Annotated in this window: 23 protein-coding genes and 1 pseudogene; 12 read left to right on the forward strand and 12 right to left on the reverse strand. The window is 69.9% G+C overall.

Annotated features, from left to right (window positions below; translation table 11 throughout):
* Positions 1–7: 7 nt before the first annotated feature.
* Positions 8–370, reverse strand: a complete 363-nt coding sequence (locus tag LWP59_RS39730) for a VOC family protein (RefSeq protein WP_144641875.1) — start codon at positions 368–370, stop codon at positions 8–10.
* Between LWP59_RS39730 and mug the strand changes: the two genes are divergently transcribed.
* The 3 genes from mug to LWP59_RS39745 all read left to right on the forward strand — a co-directional run bounded on the left by mug (position 369) and on the right by LWP59_RS39745 (position 3,890).
* Positions 369–923: a G/U mismatch-specific DNA glycosylase gene (gene mug / locus LWP59_RS39735; protein ID WP_144641874.1), complete on the forward strand. Its 555-nt coding sequence runs from the start codon at positions 369–371 to the stop codon at positions 921–923. The genes LWP59_RS39730 and mug overlap by 2 nt on opposite strands.
* 198 nt (positions 924–1,121) lie before the next feature.
* Entirely contained in the window at positions 1,122–1,916 is a 795-nt protein-coding gene (locus tag LWP59_RS39740) for a response regulator transcription factor (RefSeq protein WP_144641873.1), read from the forward strand.
* 132 nt (positions 1,917–2,048) lie between these two features.
* Entirely contained in the window at positions 2,049–3,890 is a 1,842-nt protein-coding gene (locus tag LWP59_RS39745) for an acyl-CoA dehydrogenase (protein WP_144641872.1), read from the forward strand.
* A gap of 220 nt (positions 3,891–4,110) precedes the next feature.
* Here the strand turns inward: LWP59_RS39745 and LWP59_RS39750 are convergent, their stop codons facing one another.
* Positions 4,111–4,431 (reverse strand): ArsR/SmtB family transcription factor, encoded by a 321-nt coding sequence (locus tag LWP59_RS39750; RefSeq protein ID WP_144641871.1) that lies wholly within the window; start codon positions 4,429–4,431, stop codon positions 4,111–4,113.
* Between the two features lie 112 nt (positions 4,432–4,543).
* On the opposite strand from LWP59_RS39750, the gene LWP59_RS39755 reads away from it, so the two are divergent.
* On the forward strand, positions 4,544–4,819 hold the full coding sequence (locus tag LWP59_RS39755) for a GlsB/YeaQ/YmgE family stress response membrane protein (RefSeq protein ID WP_144641870.1): 276 nt from the start codon (positions 4,544–4,546) through the stop codon (positions 4,817–4,819).
* Positions 4,820–4,873: 54 nt separating this feature from the next.
* Here the strand turns inward: LWP59_RS39755 and LWP59_RS39760 are convergent, their stop codons facing one another.
* From LWP59_RS39760 to LWP59_RS39775, 4 genes are all read right to left on the reverse strand, one after another.
* Positions 4,874–5,251: a hypothetical protein gene (locus tag LWP59_RS39760; protein ID WP_229857368.1), complete on the reverse strand. Its 378-nt coding sequence runs from the start codon at positions 5,249–5,251 to the stop codon at positions 4,874–4,876.
* A 58-nt stretch (positions 5,252–5,309) separates the two neighbouring features.
* On the reverse strand, positions 5,310–7,178 hold the full coding sequence (locus LWP59_RS39765) for a VanW family protein (protein ID WP_144641869.1): 1,869 nt from the start codon (positions 7,176–7,178) through the stop codon (positions 5,310–5,312).
* Between the two features lie 18 nt (positions 7,179–7,196).
* Positions 7,197–7,490 carry a GroES family chaperonin gene (locus tag LWP59_RS39770; RefSeq protein ID WP_144641882.1) on the reverse strand — a complete coding sequence of 98 codons (294 nt, stop codon included), beginning with the start codon at positions 7,488–7,490 and terminating at the stop codon, positions 7,197–7,199.
* Between the two features lie 61 nt (positions 7,491–7,551).
* Positions 7,552–8,913, reverse strand: coding sequence for a carboxypeptidase regulatory-like domain-containing protein (locus LWP59_RS39775; RefSeq protein WP_144641868.1), 1,362 nt, complete (start codon positions 8,911–8,913; stop codon positions 7,552–7,554).
* A gap of 56 nt (positions 8,914–8,969) precedes the next feature.
* Between LWP59_RS39775 and LWP59_RS39780 the strand changes: the two genes are divergently transcribed.
* Positions 8,970–9,563, forward strand: coding sequence for a TetR/AcrR family transcriptional regulator (locus tag LWP59_RS39780; RefSeq protein ID WP_144641867.1), 594 nt, complete (start codon positions 8,970–8,972; stop codon positions 9,561–9,563).
* On the opposite strand, the gene LWP59_RS39785 is transcribed toward LWP59_RS39780, so the two are convergent.
* Positions 9,541–11,337 (reverse strand): NHL domain-containing thioredoxin family protein, encoded by a 1,797-nt coding sequence (locus tag LWP59_RS39785; RefSeq protein ID WP_144641881.1) that lies wholly within the window; start codon positions 11,335–11,337, stop codon positions 9,541–9,543. The genes LWP59_RS39780 and LWP59_RS39785 overlap by 23 nt on opposite strands.
* Before the next feature lie 312 nt (positions 11,338–11,649).
* On the opposite strand from LWP59_RS39785, the pseudogene LWP59_RS39790 reads away from it, so the two are divergent.
* Positions 11,650–12,079, forward strand: a pseudogene (locus LWP59_RS39790) (FxsA family protein).
* Here LWP59_RS39790 and LWP59_RS39795 read toward each other — a convergent pair.
* Positions 12,063–12,626 carry an SCP2 sterol-binding domain-containing protein gene (locus LWP59_RS39795; RefSeq protein WP_229857367.1) on the reverse strand — a complete coding sequence of 188 codons (564 nt, stop codon included), beginning with the start codon at positions 12,624–12,626 and terminating at the stop codon, positions 12,063–12,065. The pseudogene LWP59_RS39790 and the gene LWP59_RS39795 overlap by 17 nt on opposite strands.
* Before the next feature lie 45 nt (positions 12,627–12,671).
* On the opposite strand from LWP59_RS39795, the gene LWP59_RS39800 reads away from it, so the two are divergent.
* Positions 12,672–13,325, forward strand: a complete 654-nt coding sequence (locus LWP59_RS39800) for a TetR/AcrR family transcriptional regulator (protein ID WP_144641866.1) — start codon at positions 12,672–12,674, stop codon at positions 13,323–13,325.
* Here the strand turns inward: LWP59_RS39800 and LWP59_RS39805 are convergent.
* A complete protein-coding gene (locus LWP59_RS39805) occupies positions 13,285–14,187 on the reverse strand; it encodes a MaoC family dehydratase (protein WP_186383364.1) in 903 nt (300 codons plus the stop codon). The genes LWP59_RS39800 and LWP59_RS39805 overlap by 41 nt on opposite strands.
* Entirely contained in the window at positions 14,187–15,530 is a 1,344-nt protein-coding gene (locus tag LWP59_RS39810; protein WP_144641864.1) for a 3-oxoacyl-ACP reductase, read from the reverse strand. Before LWP59_RS39810 ends, LWP59_RS39805 begins: the two co-directional genes overlap by 1 nt.
* 85 nt (positions 15,531–15,615) lie before the next feature.
* Between LWP59_RS39810 and LWP59_RS39815 the strand changes: the two genes are divergently transcribed.
* Positions 15,616–16,887, forward strand: coding sequence for an acetyl-CoA C-acetyltransferase (locus LWP59_RS39815; protein ID WP_144641863.1), 1,272 nt, complete (start codon positions 15,616–15,618; stop codon positions 16,885–16,887).
* 1 nt (position 16,888) lies between these two features.
* Here LWP59_RS39815 and LWP59_RS39820 read toward each other — a convergent pair whose 3' ends face one another.
* Positions 16,889–17,395 (reverse strand): DoxX family protein, encoded by a 507-nt coding sequence (locus tag LWP59_RS39820; RefSeq protein WP_229857366.1) that lies wholly within the window; start codon positions 17,393–17,395, stop codon positions 16,889–16,891.
* A gap of 184 nt (positions 17,396–17,579) precedes the next feature.
* On the opposite strand from LWP59_RS39820, the gene LWP59_RS39825 reads away from it, so the two are divergent.
* From LWP59_RS39825 to LWP59_RS39840, 4 genes are all read left to right on the forward strand, one after another.
* On the forward strand, positions 17,580–18,776 hold the full coding sequence (locus LWP59_RS39825) for an ATP-binding protein (protein WP_144641862.1): 1,197 nt from the start codon (positions 17,580–17,582) through the stop codon (positions 18,774–18,776).
* Between the two features lie 169 nt (positions 18,777–18,945).
* Positions 18,946–19,107, forward strand: coding sequence for a hypothetical protein (locus LWP59_RS39830; protein WP_186383367.1), 162 nt, complete (start codon positions 18,946–18,948; stop codon positions 19,105–19,107).
* 185 nt (positions 19,108–19,292) lie between these two features.
* Positions 19,293–20,222: a bifunctional helix-turn-helix transcriptional regulator/GNAT family N-acetyltransferase gene (locus tag LWP59_RS39835; protein ID WP_144641861.1), complete on the forward strand. Its 930-nt coding sequence runs from the start codon at positions 19,293–19,295 to the stop codon at positions 20,220–20,222.
* A gap of 1 nt (position 20,223) precedes the next feature.
* Positions 20,224–20,505: a hypothetical protein gene (locus LWP59_RS39840; protein WP_144641860.1), complete on the forward strand. Its 282-nt coding sequence runs from the start codon at positions 20,224–20,226 to the stop codon at positions 20,503–20,505.
* A gap of 33 nt (positions 20,506–20,538) precedes the next feature.
* On the opposite strand, the gene LWP59_RS39845 is transcribed toward LWP59_RS39840, so the two are convergent.
* On the reverse strand, positions 20,539–21,099 hold the full coding sequence (locus tag LWP59_RS39845) for a peroxidase-related enzyme (protein ID WP_144641859.1): 561 nt from the start codon (positions 21,097–21,099) through the stop codon (positions 20,539–20,541).
* Position 21,100: the final 1 nt, after the last annotated feature.

Below are 21,100 nucleotides of genomic sequence, written 5' to 3' on the forward strand. Positions count from 1 at the left end.
TGCCAGGTCAGCGGGCGGGCAGTACGCAGAACTCGTTGCCCTCCGGGTCGGCCATGACCACCCACGGGAACTCCGGCTCGTCCGCCAGCTGCTTCGCGCCGAGGCCGATCAGGCGCCGGACCTCGTCGGACTGGCCGCCCTCGACCGGGAAGAGGTCCAGGTGCAGGCGGTTCTTGACCACCTTCTCGTCGGCGACCGGCTGGAACAGCAGCATCGGCTCGCCCTCGCCGCCCTCGATCTCCACGTACTCGACCCCCTTCGCGTCCTTCCAGCGCTTCGTCACGCGGTAGCCGAGCGCGCCGCACCAGAAGGCGGCCAGCGCTTCGGCATCACGGCAGTCAACGGCGATGGCTAGGATCCGGCTGTTCATGACTTCCTTCCGACCGACCAAGGCGCAGCTCGCGGCCGCCCACGGCACGACGATCCCCGATCTCGTCGCGCCCGGCCTGCGAGTGCTGTTCTGTGGCATCAACCCGGGGCTCTACTCCGGCGCGACCGGATACCACTTCGCCCGTCCCGGTAACCGGTTCTGGCCGGCCCTGCACGCGGCCGGCTTCACCCCGCGCCGGCTCGACCCGAGCGAGCAGCACGAGCTGCCGGCCCTCGGCCTCGGTATCACCAACCTCGTCGCGCGCGCCACGGCCCGTGCCGACGAGCTGACCGACGCCGAACTGCGCGAAGGCGGCGAACTCCTGACGCAGAAGATCGAGCGGTACCGGCCGCGCTGCCTCGCCGTGGTCGGCATCACCGCCTATCGCAGTGCGTTCGGCCGGCCGAAAGCCACGATCGGCTTACAATCCGATTCGATTGCCGAAACTGCCGTTTGGGTATTGCCCAATCCGAGCGGGCTGAACGCCCACTGGACACCCGCGACGCTCGCACAGGCGTTCGCCTCGCTCCGGGAAAAATTCTACTCAGAGTAGTCCTGCACTCGGCTGGGTGAACCCGCGTCACACCCCTCCGCCCGGCTACTCCCACAATGGACGAGGAGTCAGGCCCGGCCGGTCCCAGCAGGGGGGATCGGATTGTGGCGCCGGGAGCGCCCGGAAGGACCGTCGAGGGGGCGGCCCGTCCGGACCCGGCGCCCCCAGGCGCTGACCGTGCGAGACGGAGTTGTTCTGATGACGCGCAGTAACGAACCCAGCCGGGCGCCACAGGGCTCTCCACCGGCCCGCAGCCTCGGCGTCGCGGCCGTCGACCCAGTTCCGTTCTGCCGCGAAGGACTCTCCTCGATCGTCCAGCGCACTCCCGGCCTGCACTGGGCCGGGCACGCGGGGAATCCGCACGCCGCCCTGCAGCTCGCCGAACAGGTGCATCCGGACGTCATCCTGCTCGACTCCGGGCTCGACCCGAACGGTCATCTGACCAAACTGCTCGTCGGCGGTGACCCGGCATTGCTGGTCATCGTGCTGGTCCGGGAGGCGCACCGGACCGCGGCCTACCTGCAGACCGCGACACTCGCGGGCGCGCACGGCGCGCTGCCGCGGACGGCCGAAGGCCGCCGCCTCGTCGAGGCCATCCGCCGCGTGCACCTCGACCGCCGTTACCTCGACCCGGCGCTGGCGCCCCTGACGAGCCAGCAACGGCAGGGCGGCCTGCGGCCCGGCGACCCCGTCGTCGCGGCCCGCCGGCCGCGGATGCCGTTGTCGCGGCGGGAGTTCCAGGTGCTGCAACTGGTGGCCGAGGGCCTGGAGAACGCGGCGATCGCGAAGATCCTGTACCTGTCGGTCGAAACCGTGCGAACGCACGTGAAGAGCATCCTGCGCAAGCTCACCGCACGAGACCGCACGCACGCCGTCACGATCGCCTTCCGCGGCGGCATCCTGATCGCCCAGCCCGAGGACTCGCCCGAGCTCGGAACGCCTGGTCAGACGCCACTTCCGCCGTCCGGGATGGCCGAGCACCGGGCGCGCTGACCGGTGATCTCCGGATCACAACGGGCTGGTTTTCCTTGCCGTGGTTACCGGTAGGTAATATCCTGAAGTTACCGGCCAGTAGGGGACCAGCATGCGCCCAGCCGGAAGACTCGATACCAACGGAGCGACGACATGGGCCACTACAAGAGCAATGTCCGAGACCTGGAGTTCAATCTCTTCGAGGTGCTCGGCGTCCAGAACCGCCTCGGCAAGGGCGTACTCGCGGACTCCGACGAGGAGACCGCGCGCGGCGCGCTGGCCGAGCTGAACAACCTCGCCACGGGCCCGCTGGCGGAGTCCTTCGCCGACGCCGACCGCAACCCACCGGTGTACGACCCGAAGACCTTCTCCGCGACGCTGCCGGAGTCCTTCAAGAAGAGCTACCAGCAGCTCTGGGACGGCGAGTGGTGGCGGCTGGGCCTGACCAACGACCTCGGCGGCCTCGGGCTGCCCCCCACCGTGCAGTGGGCCGCCTCCGAGCTGATCCTCGGCGCGAACCCGGCGCTGTTCATGTACCTCGCGGGCCCGAACTTCGCGATGATCCTCGACCGCAACGGCACCGAGGAGCAGCAGCGCTGGGCGCGGATCATGATCGAGCGCGGCTGGGGCGCCACGATGGTGCTCACCGAGCCGGACGCCGGCTCCGACGTGGGCGCGGGCCGCACCAAGGCCATCAAGCAGGAGGACGGCTCCTGGCACATCGACGGCGTGAAGCGCTTCATCACCTCCGCCGAGCAGGACATGACCGAGAACATCATGCACCTGGTGCTGGCCCGTCCCGAGGGTCCCGGCATCGAGTCCCGGCCGGGCACCAAGGGCCTGTCGCTGTTCCTGGTGCCGAAGTTCCACTTCGACACCGAGACCGGCGAGCTCGGTGAGCGCAACGGCGCCTTCGTCACCAACGTCGAGCACAAGATGGGCCTGAAGGTCTCGACCACCTGCGAGCTCACCTTCGGCCAGCACGGCACCCCCGCCAAGGGCTGGCTGCTCGGCGAGGTGCACGACGGCATCGCGCAGATGTTCCAGGTCATCGAGTACGCCCGGATGATGGTCGGTACCAAGGCCATCGCGACCCTGTCGACCGGCTACCTCAACGCGCTCGAGTACGCCAAGGAGCGCGTGCAGGGTGCGGACCTGACCCAGATGCTCGACAAGGCGGCGCCGCGCGTCACCATCACCCACCACCCGGACGTGCGCCGGTCGCTCATGCTGCAGAAGGCCTACGCCGAGGGCCTGCGCGCGGTGTACCTGTACACGGCGTCGTTCCAGGACCAGATCTGGACGCAGGAGGGCGACGAGGCGTCGCTGAAGCTGGCCGAGCGGGTCAACGACCTGCTGCTGCCGATCGTCAAGGGCGTGGGCTCCGAGCGGGCCACCGAGCAGCTCGTGCAGTCGCTGCAGACCCTGGGCGGCTCCGGCTTCCTGCAGGACTACCCGATCGAGCAGTACATCCGCGACTCGAAGATCGACTCGCTGTACGAGGGCACCACGGCCATCCAGTCGCAGGACTTCTTCTTCCGGAAGATCGTCCGCGACAAGGGGCAGGCGCTGGGCCACATCGCGAACGAGATCACCCAGTTCATCGAGTCCGAGGCGGGCAACGGCCGGCTCAAGAACGAGCGGCAGCTGCTCAAGCAGGCCCTCGAGGACGTGCAGGGCATGCTCGGCACGATGATCGGCTACCTGACCGCCTCGCAGGAGGACGCGAAGAACCTGTACAAGGTCGGCCAGCACACCGTGCGGTTCCTGCTCTCGGCCGGTGACCTCCTCGTGGGCTGGCAGCTGCTGCGCCAGGCGGAGGTCGCGCTGACCAAGCTGGACGGCGCCTCGGCCAAGGACCAAGCGTTCTACCAGGGCAAGCTCGCGGTGGCGTCGTTCTTCGCCAAGAGCGTGCTGCCCGAACTGACCGCACGCCGCGCGGTCGTCGAAGGCGCCGACAACGACCTCATGGAGGTTCCGGAAGCGGCCTTCTGATCCGCTCTCACCGCGAAGGGCCCCGTCGACGCGACGGGGCCCTTCGTCGCTTCAGGACCAGGCGGGTCACCGTCCTCGGCCAGCTCGTAGCGGACCACGCTGTCCTCCACGATGCGCTGGTGCCACTCGTGTTCCAGGACGTGCGGAGGGCCCCGGACCAGGATCTTCCCGGTCATCCGCTTCGCGCCGGGTGGCGCGGGCGGATCGTCGGCCAGCGAGGTCATCGCTCGTCGGGGGACTCCGTCCGGGAGAGGTGCGCTTGCAGTGCGTCCAGGTGCCGCGGCCAGTACCGGCGGTACCGGCTGATCCACGCGTCGATCTCGAACAGCTTGTCCACACGCAGGGCGTAAATACGCCGCTGACCGTCCGGTCTGACCTCGACCAGCCCGGCCTCGCGCAGGATGCGCAGATGCCGGGAGACGGCGGGCTGGGTGAGCCCGGGCAGGCTCGCGACCAGCTCGCCCGCGGGGCGCTCACCCTCGGCGAGCAGGTCCAGCAACACCCGACGGTGTGGTTCTGCCACCGCTTCGAACACATCCACCTGCGAATTATCACATCATGCGTATATAAGCGTCAACGTATATATCCCTGTCCGGTTTGGCAACGGAACCACCGCGGTATCCCCAAGCAAGCCAGCGACATAAGGAGTTTCGATGACCATCACCAACATCATCATGGCGATCATCGTTGGTCTCATCATCGGCGTGCTCGGACGCCTGCTCGCCCCTGGCAAGCAGAGCATCCCGATCTGGCTGACCATCGTGATCGGCATCGTCGCCGCCTTCATCGGGACGGCGATCGCGCGAGGCATCGGCTATGCGGACACCAAGGGGTTCGACTGGCTCGAACTCATCACCCAGGTGGTGCTGGCCGCGATCGGAGTCTCGCTGGCGAGCGGCATGTACGGCCGCCGCAGGGTCAACAGGTAGCTGCTTTCCCGGGACCGGTGGGGGAAGGCGCGGCGGGCGCCTTCCCCCACCTCTTCATGCCCGGAAGACCGCGCAGCCGACGGCCACGTAGGACTTCTGGGGCGCACGCCAGGCCACCTCTGCCCACCGGTTGTCGGTGAGCTGCTTGCCGTCCGACCCGACGCAGGTGTAGACCCCGCCGGTCGCGTACGGCCCGCACGGCACGTCCGTCGCCGAGACGCACGTCGTGTAGTTGGTGCAGCTCAGGGTGGCGAGCAGGGTCGAACCGACGTCGGCGCCGGCCCGCACGTTGAGCTTGCAGTCGTTCTGCGGCGAGGCGTGCACCAGCGCCTGTTCCGGTTCCGCCGCGCTCGCCGCGTGCGGCAGGACCACCATCGCACCCGCGACGCTCGCCCCGACGACGAGCAGCTTGGCGGGTGACCACGTTCTCAAGACAACAACCTCCAGAGCACAGAGTTACAACTGGCAACGGAGAGTATCGGGAGTGGCGCTAGCAGATGACTGCCGCCCTCGGCGCATACGTCACGGCGCGGCTGTCTCGGCGGACCTCGGCGCCTGAGGCCAGGTCGTAGAGCACGCGGGTGTCGCTGGTGCTGAAGCCGACCGAGCCGGGCGAACGTTGGCAGCCCGGAGGGGCCGGCTGGATCGGCGGCGGCGTGAAGTTGGTGCGCGGGCCGGTGCTGCTCTCAACGCGGTACTTCCGGGTGCCCCAGATCCGGACCGTCACCGTCGAGCCCGACGAGTAGGCCTGGATCGCGACGCCGCTCGCCAGGTTGTCCGTGAACTTCAGGTCCACGGGCGAACCGTCGTCCCCGATGGCCGTCGCGTCGCGGGCGGGCGGGTAGCGGTCGAGGTAGTAGGGGTGCTCGCTGTGCCCGGCGTCGGCGAGGCCCGCGAAGTACTCGGCGTTGTACAAGGTCGTCGCGAACTGGGAGACGCCACCGCCCCTGACGACGGGGCCGGTGCCGTCCTCGTTCACCGGCGCGGGCACGAAGCCCGAGCCGAACGAGCCGGTGCGGGCGAGCAGGCTGAACGTCTCGCCGGGCTTGAGCAGCGCGCCGTTGACCTTCGCCGCCATCGCCTGCACGTTGCTCGCCGCGGCGCCGGAGAGGCCGCCGGTGCTGAACTCGCCGACAACCTCCTTGACGCCCAGTGCGTTGGCGTCGTCGGTGCTCAGCTTCGGTTTCTGGGTCTGGTACCGGACCGGCACCTCGCGGCCGTCGGCCTTGACGAAGATCGTCATGAGCGGTTTGAGCGTGTCGGTCCAGTCGATCCGGCGCGCGTCCTCCGACGGCTGGACCACCGGTGCCCCACCGGCGAACACGATCTGCGCGTCCTTGCCCGGCTTTTCCGTCATGCTCAGCTGTGGCTGCAGGTTCTGTTGCAGCTTCGCGGGATCCACCCGGACGTCGAGCCCGCCGTCGGCACGCGCGACGAACCGCATCGCGGCGGAGATGGCGATGGGCTGGAGGACCCCGTCCGCACCGTCGCCGTGGACCACCACGGGCTTGGCCACCGCGGGACGCACGATGGTGTCCAGTGCCGCGTGCACGCCGGCGGAGGTGGCTTTGACGGGGGTGAGGTCGACCGGCAGCCGCACCCCGCTCTTGTCGAGCCAGCGCGCCTTCACGATGCTCGCGGCGCCGGGCACGTCCGTGAGCGTCTGACCGGCGCGCGGCTCGATCGCGAACGCGCTCACGCCACCGTCGTTCCCTTGTGCGGGGCGGAAACCGATGCTGCCCTCGGTCGGCGGGTGGTCGAGCTGGTCGCTCGCGAGCCTGCCGACGGACCGGCTCAGCGAGTCCGGGTCCACCGTGGTCACGACCTCGACGTCGCGCTTGGTGAAGAACGAGCGGATCCGGGCGAGCGGGTCGAGCGGCTGGTGCCCGGCCTGCGCAAGGGTGGACGGCCAGTCCAGCCCCAGCCCGGAGTGCACGGGGTCGAGGCTCGTCCGCACGTCGCCGGCGACGACCGGAACCGGCTCGGTCAGCCGGGGCTCCAGCTCGCGCCGGAGCTTCGCCTCGGCGTCGGCGCGGCTCAGCCCGCCGACCTCGACCCCGGCGACGACCACGCCACGCGGCACCTCGCCGGCGCTGAGCAGGAGATCCACCGCGTAGAGCACGACGCCGACGATGAGCACGCCGCCGGTGACCATGAGCACGCGGGCGAGAAAGCGCTTTCCGGCAGACCGTGGCGCGAAGACTTTCCGGTCGCCCTGCAGCAGTTCCTCGACCAGCGCGTCCTCGTGCGCGTCGAGCGGTTCCTCGGCCAGGAACTCGGGCGATGTCTGCGGGCCGATGATCCGCTCTGTCGGCTGATCGTCGAAGTCCCAGTCCGGCCAGTAGTGCTCCTCGCGCACCGCGCCCCTCCCGGCGAGCTACAAGTACAGCCCCGTTCCGTGCTCCGTGCGTTCCGTCGCGACCGCGTGGATGTCGCGCTCCCGCATCACCAGGAGCGCCTCGCCCTGGACCTCGACCTCCAGCTGGTCCTCGGGGTTGAACAGCACCCGGTCGGAGACCTTCACGTTCCGTACGTTACTGCCCACCCCCAGTACATCGCCCCAGGCGAGGCGACGCGCCACCTGGGCCGTCGCGGGGATCACGATGCCTCCACTGCTGCGGCGCTCGCCCTCGTCGGAGGACAACCGGACCAGTACCCGGTCGTGCAGCATCTGAATCTCTAGTTTCGGGCTGGGACCCGGCAGACTCGTGGCATCCGACACCCGGGTAATGCTACGCACCCGCCCCGGCCGCTACCGGCTGACGCCTGTCCTCGAGCGCGAAGTCCTCGCGCCGGGTGACCCCCTCGCGGACGGGGATCCGTCGCACCGCCGAAAGCAGCCCGGGAGCCGAGACCACCACGTCGACGAACTGCTCGGTCAGCCCGGTCACCGCATAGGCGCCGTCGTCGCCGGCGATCGTGCGCACGAGTTGCTGGCCTCGCCCGTCGGTGATGGTGACGACCGCCCGGCGCACCGGTTCGCCGTCGACGGTCCGGACGGTCCCGCGGACCATGGGCTCGAGCCTGCCGAAGTGGCGCGAGTGCGCGGGAAGTGCCGTGGGGCGCGGCATTTCCAGGGCCGGGTCCTCCACCGGCGGCTCGGCGACGGCCTCCACGGCTTCGTCGCTCCGGCGCCGCTGCCACAGGGCGTGCCCGGCGATGAGCAGCACACCGACCAGCACCCACGCGCACAGCACGAGGACCGGTCGCAGGACCCCTACGCCGTGGAAGTAGAAGACACCGCGGGCGGCTTCGATCAGGTTGCCCATCGGCATGAACGGGTGCAGCGCGCGGAAGAAGCCGGGCACCAGCTGCACCGGCACCGCGCCACCGCTCGACGGCATCGACAGCAGCACGAACAGGCCCATCGCCACGCCGGGGAAGAACTGTTTGGCGAGCGGAACGAGCCCGAAGGAGGTCAGCGAGATGCCGAGGCTGAGCAGGAAGGCCAGCGGGATGATCTGCGGGTCGTTCGGGATGACGTGCATCGCCAGCCCGCCGAGGTAGCCGGCGACGCTCAGGAACGCGGCCCAGCCGACGAGGGTCCACAGCTTGGCGCGACGGGTCATGGTGACCGCACGCAGCAGCATCATCACCACGATGTAGCTCGGGATGTTCCACACCAGCACCAGGTAGAACATGCCGGTGCCCATCGGGTCGCCGCTCGCGGTCGGGGCGAGCTCGACGGTCGCGAGCGTGCCGCCGCCCTGCGCGGCGATCGGCGTGAACGTCTGGGTCAGGATCGACTCGAGCATGTAGCCGTCGGCCTTGGCGACGTACAGGGTCGGGTGCGCCGGGTCGGCGGAGAACCCGGCGGTGGCGTCGCGGTCGAGCACCGACTGGCGGGCGGCGTCAGCGGTCGGCGCCGACACGACGTCGAACGCGCCCGGGCTGGCCTTGCCCAGCGCGGACTCGATCTTCGTGGCGGCGGCCGGGTCGGCGACGGCGACCTTGACGTGGTGCGGCGTCGGCTGGTGGAACGCGAGCAGGTAGCAGACCAGGAACCCGCAGAAGAAGAACACTGGGAACCAGAGGCTCTCGGCCAGGGTGCGTACGAGTGACTGCTTCGGTTCCGTATCCGCTTGTTCCGCCATGGGTACCACCGTACCACTTTTTGCATTATCTGCAAAAATGCATTAGTGTAAGAAGGGTGACAGAACCGGGACTCCGTGCGCGGAAGAAGGAAGCGACACGAGAGGCGCTGCGGCACGCGGCGATCACGCTCTATCGCGAGCACGGGCCGCAGGCTGTCACCGTCGAGGACATCTGCGCGAAGGCCGACGTCTCGCCCAGGACCTTCTTCAACTACTTCGAGACCAAGGACGAGGCGGTGCTCTCGCTCGACGTCAGCGCGCCGATCGTGCGGCAGCGGATCGTCGACCGGCCTGCGGACGAGAGCCCGCTCACCGCGCTGCGGGCCGTGTTCGCGGAGCGGTTCGCGCAGGTGACCGGCAGCGAGACGTTCCGCGAGCGCACGCTGCTGCTGCGCGAACACCCCGAACTGGTGCCCCGGCTGACGCACACGAACAAGGCCTTCGAGGAGGCCGTCGTCCAGGGTGTCGCCGAGCGCGTCGCGCTGCCGCCGGAGGACGTCTACGTGCGCACCACGGCGGCCGCCGGGTTCGGCGCCAACCGGGCGGCGCTGATGTGCTGGCAGCCCGACGAGGGACCCGACCTGGTGACACTGCTGCACCAGGCGATGGACGTCCTCGAGCGGGGTTTTACGCCGTCCCGGCCAGGATGAGCTGGAGGCTGCCCGGCCCGCCGTCCTCGAACCGGATCGGCACACCCCAGTCCTGGCGCGTCACGCGGCAGACCGGGTGCTCGGCGTCGGAGTCGCAGCTCGCCGCCTGCGCGACGACCTGCAGCACACCCTCGCGGTGGCCTTCGGCCAGCGTGATCCGGCGGGTCAGCTCGGTGCCCGTGCCCCCGCCGTCGACGAGCAGCTCGGGCGGCGACGCACTGACCTCCAGCCGGGTCGACGGGCCGAACCTGTCGTCGAGCTTCTCGCCGGGCGGCGGCGTGAACACGACGGACAGCTCCACCTCGCCCGGCGCGAGCACGCTCGGCGGGCGGCGCACCGCGTGCGCGTCCCCGGCGTGCTGGGTGCCGTCGGCCGAAAGCGAGAGCGTGCGCAGCTGGTGTGCGGCCGACTCGACGACGAGCAGGGCGTCCTCGGTGACGAGCAGTCCGGACGGCTCGGCCAGGCCGTTCGCGAGCGTGGCCACCTCGCGGCTTTCCGGGTCGTAGCGGCGGATCGCGCCGTTGTAGGTATCGGCGACGGCGATCGTCCCGTCGGGCAGGGCCGCGACGCCCAGCGGGTGCTGCAGCAGCGCGTCGTCGGCGTCCCCGTCGCGGTGCCCGAAGGAGAACAGGTCCGTGCCGACAGCGGTGTGCACCTCGCCGTCCTCGATCCACCGCAGCGCGGAGGTCTCGGCGTCGGCCAGCCAGAGCCGGTTCCCCTGCACGGCGAGACCCGAGGTCTGCGCGAAGAACGCCTCGGCGAGCGCGCCGTCACGAAGGCCCTCGACCGTGGTGCCCGCGTAACGGGAGATGGTGCCCTTGACGGGGTCGAACAGGTCCAGCGTGTGGTTGCCCGCCATCGCGACCACGACACCGCCGGCCGGCTCCCACCACGCGACGTCCCAGGGACTGGTGAGGTCGATCTCGCGGGCCGGGCCGTCGGTCTCGCCGTTGCGCCACTGGTTGCCGGTACCGGCCACAGTGGACACTTCGCCGTTGATGAGGTTGATGCCGCGCAACAGATGTCCGGCCGTGTCCGCGACGAGCAGGTGGTAACCGACCTGCTCCGCGACCGCTGCGGGCAGCAGCGTCAGGCCAGAGGGCTCGGCGAAGGTGGCGATGTCGAACGCGCCGTCGGCCGCGCCACGCCCGCCGCTGCCGAAGCGCCGGACGACGGTCTCCCCGTCGGAGGCGAACTCGACGACGGAGTGGTGTGCGGTGTCGGCGACGAGGATGCGGCCCTCGGCGGTCGCGACTGCCTTGCTCGGGAACGCCAGTTCCGCCTGCTGCTCCTCGGCCGGCACGTACAGGCTGCCGCCGCGGCGGAGTGTGCCCTTCGCCTCGTGCTCGGCCACCAGCTCGCCGATCACCCGGCGCAACCCCTCGGCGTGCCCCTCACCGGCGGCGACGTGCACGACGTAGCCCGCCGGGTCGACGAGCACCAGCGTCGGCCACGCCTTCACCGCGTACTGCGACCACGTCCGCATGTCCGGGTCGTTGAGCACCGGGTGGTGCACCGCGTACCGGCGGACGGCCGCCTCGATCGCCGCGGCCTCGCCCTCGTGCAGGAACTTCGGTGAGTGCACCCCGATCGTCACCAGGACGTCGGCGAACTCCTCCTCCAGCGGCCGCAGCTCGTCGAGCACGTGCAGGCAGTTGATGCAGCCCGAGGTCCAGAAGTCGAGGAGCACGATCTTGCCGCGCAACTCCGCCAGCCGCACCTGCTTGCCGCCGGTGTTGAGCCACACGTCACCTGACAGCTCGGGCGCGCGCACGCGGGCCTGGCGTTGCACAGAGTTCACATCCAGGAGCAACGAGGCGTTCACGGCGGGTTGTTCCCGGTGACGGGCATGTGGAACTTCACAGCGTTCGTGCCACGCTGACGACGTGAGACTGGTCTTCGTGCACGGCGCGCTGGTCCGCGACGGGGCGTGGTGGTGGAGACGGTGACTTGCACGACGCCGCCGCGGCGGGGGCGACGGCACGGCTGACCGAGCAGTCGGAGGTGGTGTTCAGCCAATCTCCGCGGTCGATCGGGTGGCGTCCGCCGCCGGGAGCAAACCGGGCACGCTGCGCGTTGAAGGGGTATGGCTGCTTTGTTCCTGCTCTACGTGGTTGCCGAGGTGGCCGCCGTCTGGGCGGTGGGCTCGGCCGTGGGCGTGCTCGGCACGCTCGGGTTGCTGCTGGCCGGCGCCCTGCTCGGCTCCTGGCTCGCGCGCCGGGAAGGCGCCCGTGCCGGTCGCGCCTTCATGGCCGCCGCCCGGGCGGGACGGTCGCCGCAGGCCGAGGTCACCGACGGGATGCTCGTCGGCCTCGGCGGCCTGCTGATCCTGGTGCCCGGGTTCCTCAGCGGACCTCGCCGGGCTGCTGCTGCTCCTGCCGCCGTCCCGCGGTGTACTGCGCCGCGCGTGGTTGCGTCGCGCCGAGAAGCGGATGACCGCGAGCGATCGCGTGATCGTGGTCGACAGCGAGGTCGTGCCGGACGACCGCGCGCATCCGGTCATCGAGGGGCGCTAGGAATGTCGAAGTAGCCGGACAGCCGCACCGCCGGGGCGTACTCGCCCTTCACGCGCACCCGGCCGGTCACGAACATCGTCGCGACCGCCGCGTTGCCGGTCGCCACGCGGAAGAAGTCGTCCGCCGCCATGGTGATCGTGGTGTCCGGCTCGCGGCCGAGGTCCGCCCCCGACACGCACATCCCGTCCTCGATCACCGTCTGGAACCGGTCGTAACCGCCGTCCCCGTCGCCGCCGGAGAACCGCCAGTTCACGACGACGGACGAGTACCTTGCCTTTTCCGGCAGGAAATGGTCCGTCATCCGCCGGAAGATCTCCTCCAGGAACACCCGCCGCAGCTCCGGATGCTCCGCCACCGCGTGCAGCTGCTCCTTCGACGCCCGGCCCACCACGTCGACCAGCGTCTCCGTCGACATGCCGCGCATCTCCACCCCGGCTCCCGCCGAGCCGAGCATGTGCAGGGTTTCCAGCAGCCGGATGAACTGCCCGGCGCTCAGCTTCGACAGGTCGAGCCGGCGCGCGAACGCGTCGATCACCTCCGAAGACACGGGAAGGATCGTACCGGTGCGGAGCCGACGATGTAGCTTCTCACTGTGACCGACGACGTGAAACCCCCGCCGCCCCGGTCGCGGCGCCTGCCCAGAGCCGTCCGCGAACGGCAGATCCTCGACGCCGCCGTCGAGGTGTTCTCCCGGCACGGCTACCACTCGGCGTCGATGGACGAGATCTCCGACGTCGCGGGCGTCTCCAAGCCGATGATCTACTCCTACCTCGGCGCCAAGGAAGACCTCTTCGCCAAGTGCATCCGGCGCGAGGCCACTCGTCTGCTGGAGGCGGTGCGCGAGGGCGTGCGCTCCGAACTGCCGCCGGACATGCAGCTGTGGTACGGCCTGCGCGCGTTCTACCGCTTCGTCGCGGAGTACCGCGACTCGTGGACGGTGTTGCACCGTCAGGCGCTCACCGTCGGCGGCCAGTTCGCGGGAGAGATAAACCTGTTGCGCAGCAAGGCGATCGACATGGTCGCGGCGCTCGTGGTCACCGCGGGCACCAAGAAGGGCCTCGGCCAGATCGCCGAGTTCTCCGGGCCCGCGCTGGCCGTTTCCCTCGTCGGCGCCGCCGAATCGCTCGCCGACTGGTGGCTGGACCATTCCGACGTGTCCGACGGCGTGCTCGCGTCGTGGTTGATGAACCTGGTGTGGCTGGGGTTCAACGACCTGATCGAGGGTGAGGTCTGGCAACCGAGCTGATCGTGCCTTCCAGGTGTGGCTTGGGCTTCTTCGCGTTCCAGAGTTCGAACGCCCACCCCCCCGACCGCCGCCCCTCATCGGGGCGCTCCGCGCCGCTGTTATCCGTCTGCCACGAGGTGAACGCCACCTTCGCGGGCAGCAGCACGGGCAGCTTGAACCGCACGTCCACGGTGTAGGCCTCGGGCAGCCTGCCTTCGAACGCCGCGAGCGTGCGGGCCTTGGTCCACATGCCGTGCGCGATCGCGGCCGGGAAGCCGAACAGCCTGGCCGTCAGCGGATGCAGGTGGATCGGGTTGCGGTCACCGGAGACCTCCGCGTAGCGGCGGCCGATGTCGCCGGGCACCCGCCAGATCGCGTTCGGCGACGGCGCGGCGAGCTGCTTGCCCTGCGAGGAACCCGCACCGCCACCGCGCCGGAGATAGGTGGAGACCTCGCTCCACACCACACCGTCCTCAGTGGACAGTTCGCTCAGCACGTCGAACTGGCGGCCCTTCTCGTGCGGCCGCAGGTTTTCCGCGCGCACCCGGACGGTCGCCCGCTCGCCGAGGCGGACGGGACGGAGCTGGGTGATCCGGTTGGCCACGTGCACCATGCCCAGCAACGGGAACGGGAAGTCCTGCTGGGTCATCAGCGCCATCTGCAACGGGAACGCGAGCATGTGCGGGTAGGTCGCCGGCAGCTCATCGCTCAGCCGGAACCCGCACACCTGGTTGTACGCGGCCAGATGCGCCGGATCGAACTCGATGCCCGAGCGCACGTATTCGGTGTCGGGCAACGCCTCGCCGCCGTGCGAGGGCAGCAACGCCTTGGCGTACAGCGGCGCCAGCCGTGGTGCGCCGTGCAGTTCCTTCGTCGTCGTCATCACGCCCCCAGCAGAGCCTGGCCGCACACGCGGACCACGTTGCCGTTGACCGCGGCCGACGCGGGGTTCGCGTACCAGGCGATGGTCTCCGCGACGTCCACGGGCAGCCCGCCCTGGCCGAGGCTGGACAGCCGACGCCCGGCCTCGCGGATGAACAGCGGCACCGCGGCGGTCATCTGCGTCTCGATGAACCCGGGGGCGACGGCGTTGATCGTGCCGCCGTACTCGGCGAGCTTCGGCGCGCCCTCGTTCACCATCCCGATCACGCCCGCCTTGCTGGTGGCGTAGTTGGTCTGGCCGACGTTGCCCGCGATCCCGGCGATCGAGGAGACGCCGATGATGCGGCCGTTCTCGCGCAGCACCTTGTCCGCGAGCAGCTTGTCGTTGACGGCGAGCTGCGCGGCCAGGTTCACCGTCAGCACGGCGTCCCAGCCGCCTTCGGTGAGGTTGCCGAGCGTCTTGTCCCGCGTGATGCCCGCGTTGTGTACAACGATGTCGACGCCGCCGTGCCGCTCCTTCAGGTACGCGGCGAGCTTCTCCGGCGCGTCGGCGCCCGTGATGTCCAGCTGCAGCGCCGAGCCGCCGATCTTGTTCGCCACCCGCGACAGGTCCGCGCCCTGCGCCGGGATGTCGAGCGCGACGACGTGCGCGCCGTCGCGGGCGAAGACCTCGGCGATCGCCGCGCCGATCCCGCGGGAGGCACCGGTGATGAGCGCGACCTTGCCCGCCAGCGGCTTCTCCCAGTTCTCCGGCGCGGACACCGCCGGAATGCCCTGCGCGCCGACGCGGATGACCTGGGCGTCGACGAACGCCGACTTGGCCGACAGCACGAACCGCAGGGTCGACTCGGCGGCCTCCTCGGCGCCGGGCGCGACGTAGATCAACTGCGCGGTCGCGCCCCGCTTGAGCTCCTTGCCGACCGACCGGACGAAGCCCTCCAGCGCGCGCTGCGCGATCCGCTCGCGGCCCTCGGCCAGCTCGGGCGGGGTGCCGAGCACCACGACCCGGCCGGACGCGCCGACCTTGCGGATCACCGGGTGGAAGAACAGGTACATCTCCCGCAGCTGCGCGGGATCGGTGATACCGGTGGCGTCGAAGACGAGCGCGCCGTGACGCCGGTCGTCGGCGGGCACGGTCAGCACCTCGATGCCGGCGTCGGACAGCTGCGTCTTCACCGTCTTGTCCAGCCGTCCGCCGGGCGCGGCACCGAGAAGTGCGGGACCATCGAGTGGCGGCTGACCAGGCCGGTAGCGGCGCAGCGTGGTGGGATTGGGCAGGCCCAGCTTGGGTACCAGGAACTTCCCGACGGGTGTCTTGGTGAACTGCTGATAGCGGTCGGCCATCAGGCCCTCCTTGCGCTCGCACACAACCTACTCATCAGTAGGTTACACTGTTCGCAGAGTTCCACCATCGGAGCGGGAGGAAACCATGGACGTCCGCAAGGTCGCGATTCTCGGCGGCAACCGCATCCCGTTCGCGCGCTCGAACGGGCCGTACGCCCAGGCTTCGAACCAGGACATGCTCACCGCCGCGATCGACGGGCTGGTCAGCCGGTTCTCCCTGCAGGGCGAGCGGATCGGCGAGGTCGCCGCGGGCGCGGTGCTCAAGCACGCACGCGACTTCAACCTGGCCCGCGAAGCCGTGCTCGGCAGCAAGCTCGCGGCCGAGACCCCCGCCTCGGACGTGCAGATGGCCTGCGGCACCGGCCTGCAGGCGATCGTCAACGTGGCGAACAAGATCGCGCTCGGGCAGCTCGACTCCGCCATCGCGGGCGGCGTCGACACCACCTCCGACGCGCCGCTGGCCGTGAACGACGACCTGCGCCGGATCCTGGTCCGGGTCAACGCGGCGAAGTCGCTGGGCGAGCGGCTGCGGCTGCTGACCAAGATCCGCCCCGGCCAGATCGCGCCGGAGATCCCGCGCAACGCCGAGCCGCGCACCGGACTGTCGATGGGCGAGCACGCCGCGCTGACGGCGAAGGAATGGGACATCTCCCGCGAGGCACAGGACGAGCTAGCCGCGACGAGCCACCAGCGGCTCGCGGCCGCGTACGACCGTGGCTTCTTCGACGACCTGGTCACGCCGTTCCTCAAGCTGACCCGGGACCAGAACCTGCGCGCGGACTCGACGGCCGAGAAGCTCGGCAAGCTCAAGCCGGTGTTCGGTGGGTCGTCCGGCACCATGACGGCGGGCAACTCCACCCCGCTGACCGACGGCGCGTCGACGGTGCTGCTGGCGAGCGAGGAGTGGGCGAAGGCGCACAACCTGCCGGTCCAGGCGTACCTGACGTTCTCGCAGACCGGCGCGGTCGACTACGTCCACGGCGGCGAGGGGCTGCTGATGGCGCCCGCGTACGCGGTGCCGCGGATGCTCGCGCAGGCCGGGCTGACGTTGCAGGACTTCGACTTCTACGAGATCCACGAGGCGTTCGCGTCGCAGGTGCTGGCGACGCTGAAGGCGTGGGAGGACCCGGGCTTCGCCAAGGAGAAGCTGGGTCTGGACGCGCCGCTGGGCTCGATCGACCGGGCGAAGCTCAACGTCAACGGCTCGTCGCTGGCCGCGGGGCACCCGTTCGCCGCCACCGGCGGCCGGATCGTGGCCACGCTCGCGAAGCTCCTGCACGAGAAGGGCTCCGGGCGCGGGCTGATCTCGATCTGCGCCGCCGGTGGTCAAGGCGTCACCGCGATCCTGGAGAAGTAGCTCAGCCGGGGAGGATGTCCCGGGCCGCGCCCGCCGTGTCGGCCACGTGCTTGGAGGCCTTCCTGGTGGCGCGGCGGGCACGCCAGCCCAGCGAGGGCTTGCCCTCGGTGTCCGCGGCCGCGATCAGCAGGCCGCCCGCGAGACCGGCGTTCTTCAGGAAGTGGATGATCTGATCCTGCTTCTCACCGTCGTCCTTGGCCTCCCAGAACGGGTGGCCGGCGGCGGTGGTCGGCACGAGGCTGCCGATCAGGGCGAGGGCGGACAGCCGCGGCAGCTTGCCGAACGCGAACGCGGTGCCGGCGACGATCTTCACCGCGGCGTCCACCTTCACCAGGGTCACCGGATCGGTCGGCAGCTGCTCCGGCAGCTTGCCCTGCTGCTGACCGACGGTCTTGTCGAGCAGCGGTTTCGCCACCTCGGCGTGCCCCTCCGCCTGGCGCAGGGCGTTGATTCCGCCGTAGATGAAGATGGAGGCCAGCATGGGCCTGGCCAGTCGACGCAAGATCACGGTCGTCGCCTTTCTCCGGTTGCCGTTCTGTTGCTCCGCGAAGTACCCATTCCACCGCGTCTTCAAAGCTCTAGGCAATTATTGGCTAGATCCTAGATAGTTCTATAAAGCGGTAGCGACACGCCGATAGCACTATCTCGGCAAATATCCGGCGAGCACTAGAAAGCTGGATACCGTCGTAGCCGTGGATCCCATCCGCAACCCCTTCGCGCCTGGCGCCGGGCAGCGGCCACCCGAGTTGGCCGGACGGGAACGTGAACTTCACGCGTTCGAGGTGGTGCTGCAGCGGGTCGCGCGGGGGAGGCCCGAGCGGAGCCTGATCCTGACCGGGCTGCGTGGTGTCGGCAAGACGGTGCTGCTCGGCGAGCTGCGGTCGATGGCGGTGAAGCACGGCTGGGGCGCGGGCAAGATCGAGGCGCGGCCGGACGCCGAGCTGCGGCGTCCACTGTCGGCGGCGTTGCACCGGGCGATCCGCGACCTCGCGGTCCGCCATCGCGCGCCGGACCGCGTCGAGGAGGTCCTCGGCGTGCTCAAGGCGTTCGCGCTCAAGGCCAACAAGCCCGACGCGAAGCTGCGGGACCGCTGGCAACCCGGTATCGAGGTGCCCGCGGCGCAGGGGCGCGCCGACTCCGGCGACATCGAGATCGACCTCGTCGAGCTGTTCACCGACGTCGCCGAACTGGCGGCGGACGTGGGCACCGGTGCCGTCATCCTCATCGACGAGATGCAGGACCTGAAGGCACCGGACGTCTCGGCGCTGTGCGCCGCGTGTCACGAGCTTTCCCAGTCCGGCGCGCCACTGGTCGTCGTGGGCGCGGGCCTGCCGCACGTGCCTGCCGTGCTGTCCGCGTCGAAGTCGTACTCCGAGCGGCTGTTCCGGTACGCCCGGATCGACCGGCTGGACCGCGACGACGCCGACCGCGCGGTGCTCGCGCCGATCGAGCGCGAGGAAGCGGACATCGAGCCGGAAGCACTGGACGCCCTGTTCGACGCCTCCGGCGGCTACCCCTACTTCATCCAGGCGTACGCGAAGGCCGCCTGGGACGCCGCGCCGGCGGACCCGATCACCATGCAGGACGTGCAGGTCGCGGCACCCGAGGCCGAGCAGGAGCTGGCTGTCGGCTTCTTCGGCTCCCGCTACGAGCGGGCGACCCCGGCCGAGCGCGAGTACCTGCTCGCGATGGCCGAGCTGACGCAGGGTCGCGACGAGGGGGCCGGCACCTCGGACATCGCCGTCTACCTGGGCCGGAAGCCCTCGTCGTTGTCGCCCGCGCGCGACAACCTGATGAAGAAGGGCCTGGTGTACTCCGCGGAACGCGGGCTCATCGCCTTCACGGTGCCGCACTTCGGGCACTACCTGCTCGGTCGCACCGACGATTGATCGGGTCTTCTACGAATTTCTAGGTTTTTGACTAGATATCAAGATCGTTCGCAATAGGGCTCCTCAGCCTACGAATCATCGGCCCGTGCGCCAGATCACCGGACGATCGTTGGTACCCTTGTGAAAAAAGGCGCATACTGGGAGCACAACCACCAAGACATCTGAGGGGATGCGAAAACCCATGGGCAACATCGCCGCCAAGCTCCGGGCCCGCCGCGCGGAGACTCGTACCCGCCGCGCGGTGAACCGGGCGATCGACACCGCGGCCAGCGCCACGGTGCGCCAGGAGCTCATCGCGATCGCGCAGGCGCATCAGACGCACATGCGCTGAACGAGTGACCTGGACCACATAAGATTCTTGGTGTAACGCCGGCCCCGAATGCGGCGATACCCCTTACGACCCCGTGATGCTGGCGGACCCCCGACCTGGCAGCATCACGGGGTTTTCCATTGCCCTTTTCCGGTTGACTCGCTCGCTACTCTTTGACTAAGTCAACGAGTTGGTTGAGGTGGGCAATGAACGATCGGAAGCTGCTGGACCGCGTCACCCGTGTCCGCGAGTTCAACAGGCTCTACACCGGTGTGATCGGCGTGCTCGACGAAGGACTGGTCGGCACGGAGTACTCGCTCAGCGAGGCGCGCGTCCTCTACGAACTCGAACAGCAGGGCGTCACGGAAGTGACGGAGCTGCGGCGCAGGCTCGCCATGGACGCCGGCTACGCGAGCCGTCTGCTCGGCAAGCTCGAAGGCCGCGGCCTGCTCACACGTGAACGCTCGGACACCGACGCCCGCCGCCAGCTCGTCCGCCTCACCGAGGCCGGTCGCGCCGCGCAGCATTCGCTCGAGGAGCGCACCATCGAGCAGATCGGCGAGCTGCTGGGCCGGTTCACCGACGAGGACCAGCACCGCCTCCTCAGCTCGATGGCAGCGATCACGACGGTGGTCGGCGAGCGCGCGCGGGACAGCGCAGTCGTCCTGCGGCCGCCCCGGCCCGGCGATTTCGGCTGGGTCGTGCAGCGCAATGGCGCTCTCTACGCCCAGGAGTACGGGTGGGACGCGACCTACGAAGCGCTCGTCGCCCGCATCGTCGCCGACTACGTCGACAAGCACGACCCGAAGCGCGAAGCGGCGTGGATCGCCGAAGTCGACGGCGAGCGCGCGGGCTGCGTGTTCTGCGTCCGTGGCTCCGACGAGCACACCGCGAAGCTCCGGCTGCTCATCGTCGAACCGAGCGCACGCGGGCACGGGCTCGGCAAGCGGCTCGTCGCCGAATGCGTCGCGTTCGCCAAGGCCCACGGCTACCAGGGCATGGAGCTGTGGACCAACAGCGTGCTCGTCGCGGCGCGGGCGATCTACGCGAAGACCGGGTTCGAGCTCGTCGCGAGCGAGCCGCACCACAGCTTCGGCCACGACCTGGTCGGCGAGACGTGGCGACTGGAGTGGTGAGGTGTTCCTCGTCTACTGCCCGACCTGCGACCGGCACAGCCTCCTCGGCGTCGACGAGGTCGACTGCGTGCACAACCTCTCGCCCGGGGTGATCTCGGTGTCGGGCACCTGCCCGCGCGGGCATCCGGCCGTGCTGCTGACCGGCGAGGCCTTCACCCCGCGCGCGGACCCCAGGGTCTGGCAGCCCTCGCCGTGGGTGCGCCTGGCCGGCCGGCAGCGGCGCTGGTGGTCGCGGCTGTTCGAGATCCGCCGCGACCTGCCGGCGATGTTCGCCCGGTTCTAGCCGGTCGAGCAGGCCGCCGAGAACTGGCCAGGCCTAGCGGCCCATCCCGTAGAACTCCGGGTTGGGCCGCAGCGCGGTGAGGTGCGCGAGCCGGTTGGACATCGCGAACAAGGCCGTGATCGCGCCGACGTCCCAGATCTCGTCCTCGGTGAGGCCGGCTTCGCGTGCCGCGGCCAGGTGCTGCTCACCGAACAGGTGCGAGTCCTGCGCGAGCGCCAGCGCCAGTTCGACGATCGCACGGCCGCGCTCGTCCAGCTCGACCTGCCACGGGTTGCTCGACACCTTGTCGGCCAGCTCGGGGTCCTTCGCGCGGATCCGCAGGATCGCACCGTGCGCCACCACGCAGTAGGTGCAGTGGTTCGCGCCCGACGTGGCGACCACGACCAGCTCCCGCTCGGCCTTGGTCAGCCCGTCGGCGCGATCCATCAGGGCGTCGTGGTAGTCGAGGAACGCCCGCAGCTCCGCCGGCCGGTGCCCGAGCGCCCGGAAGATGTTCGGCACGAACCCGGACTTCTCCGCGATCACGCCGACCCGGTCGTGGAGGTCGTCGGGCAGCCCGTCGAGCTCCACGACCGGGAAACGGCTCACTGCCATG

This window comes from Amycolatopsis acidiphila (assembly GCF_021391495.1).
Lineage (GTDB): Bacteria > Actinomycetota > Actinomycetes > Mycobacteriales > Pseudonocardiaceae > Amycolatopsis_E > Amycolatopsis_E acidiphila.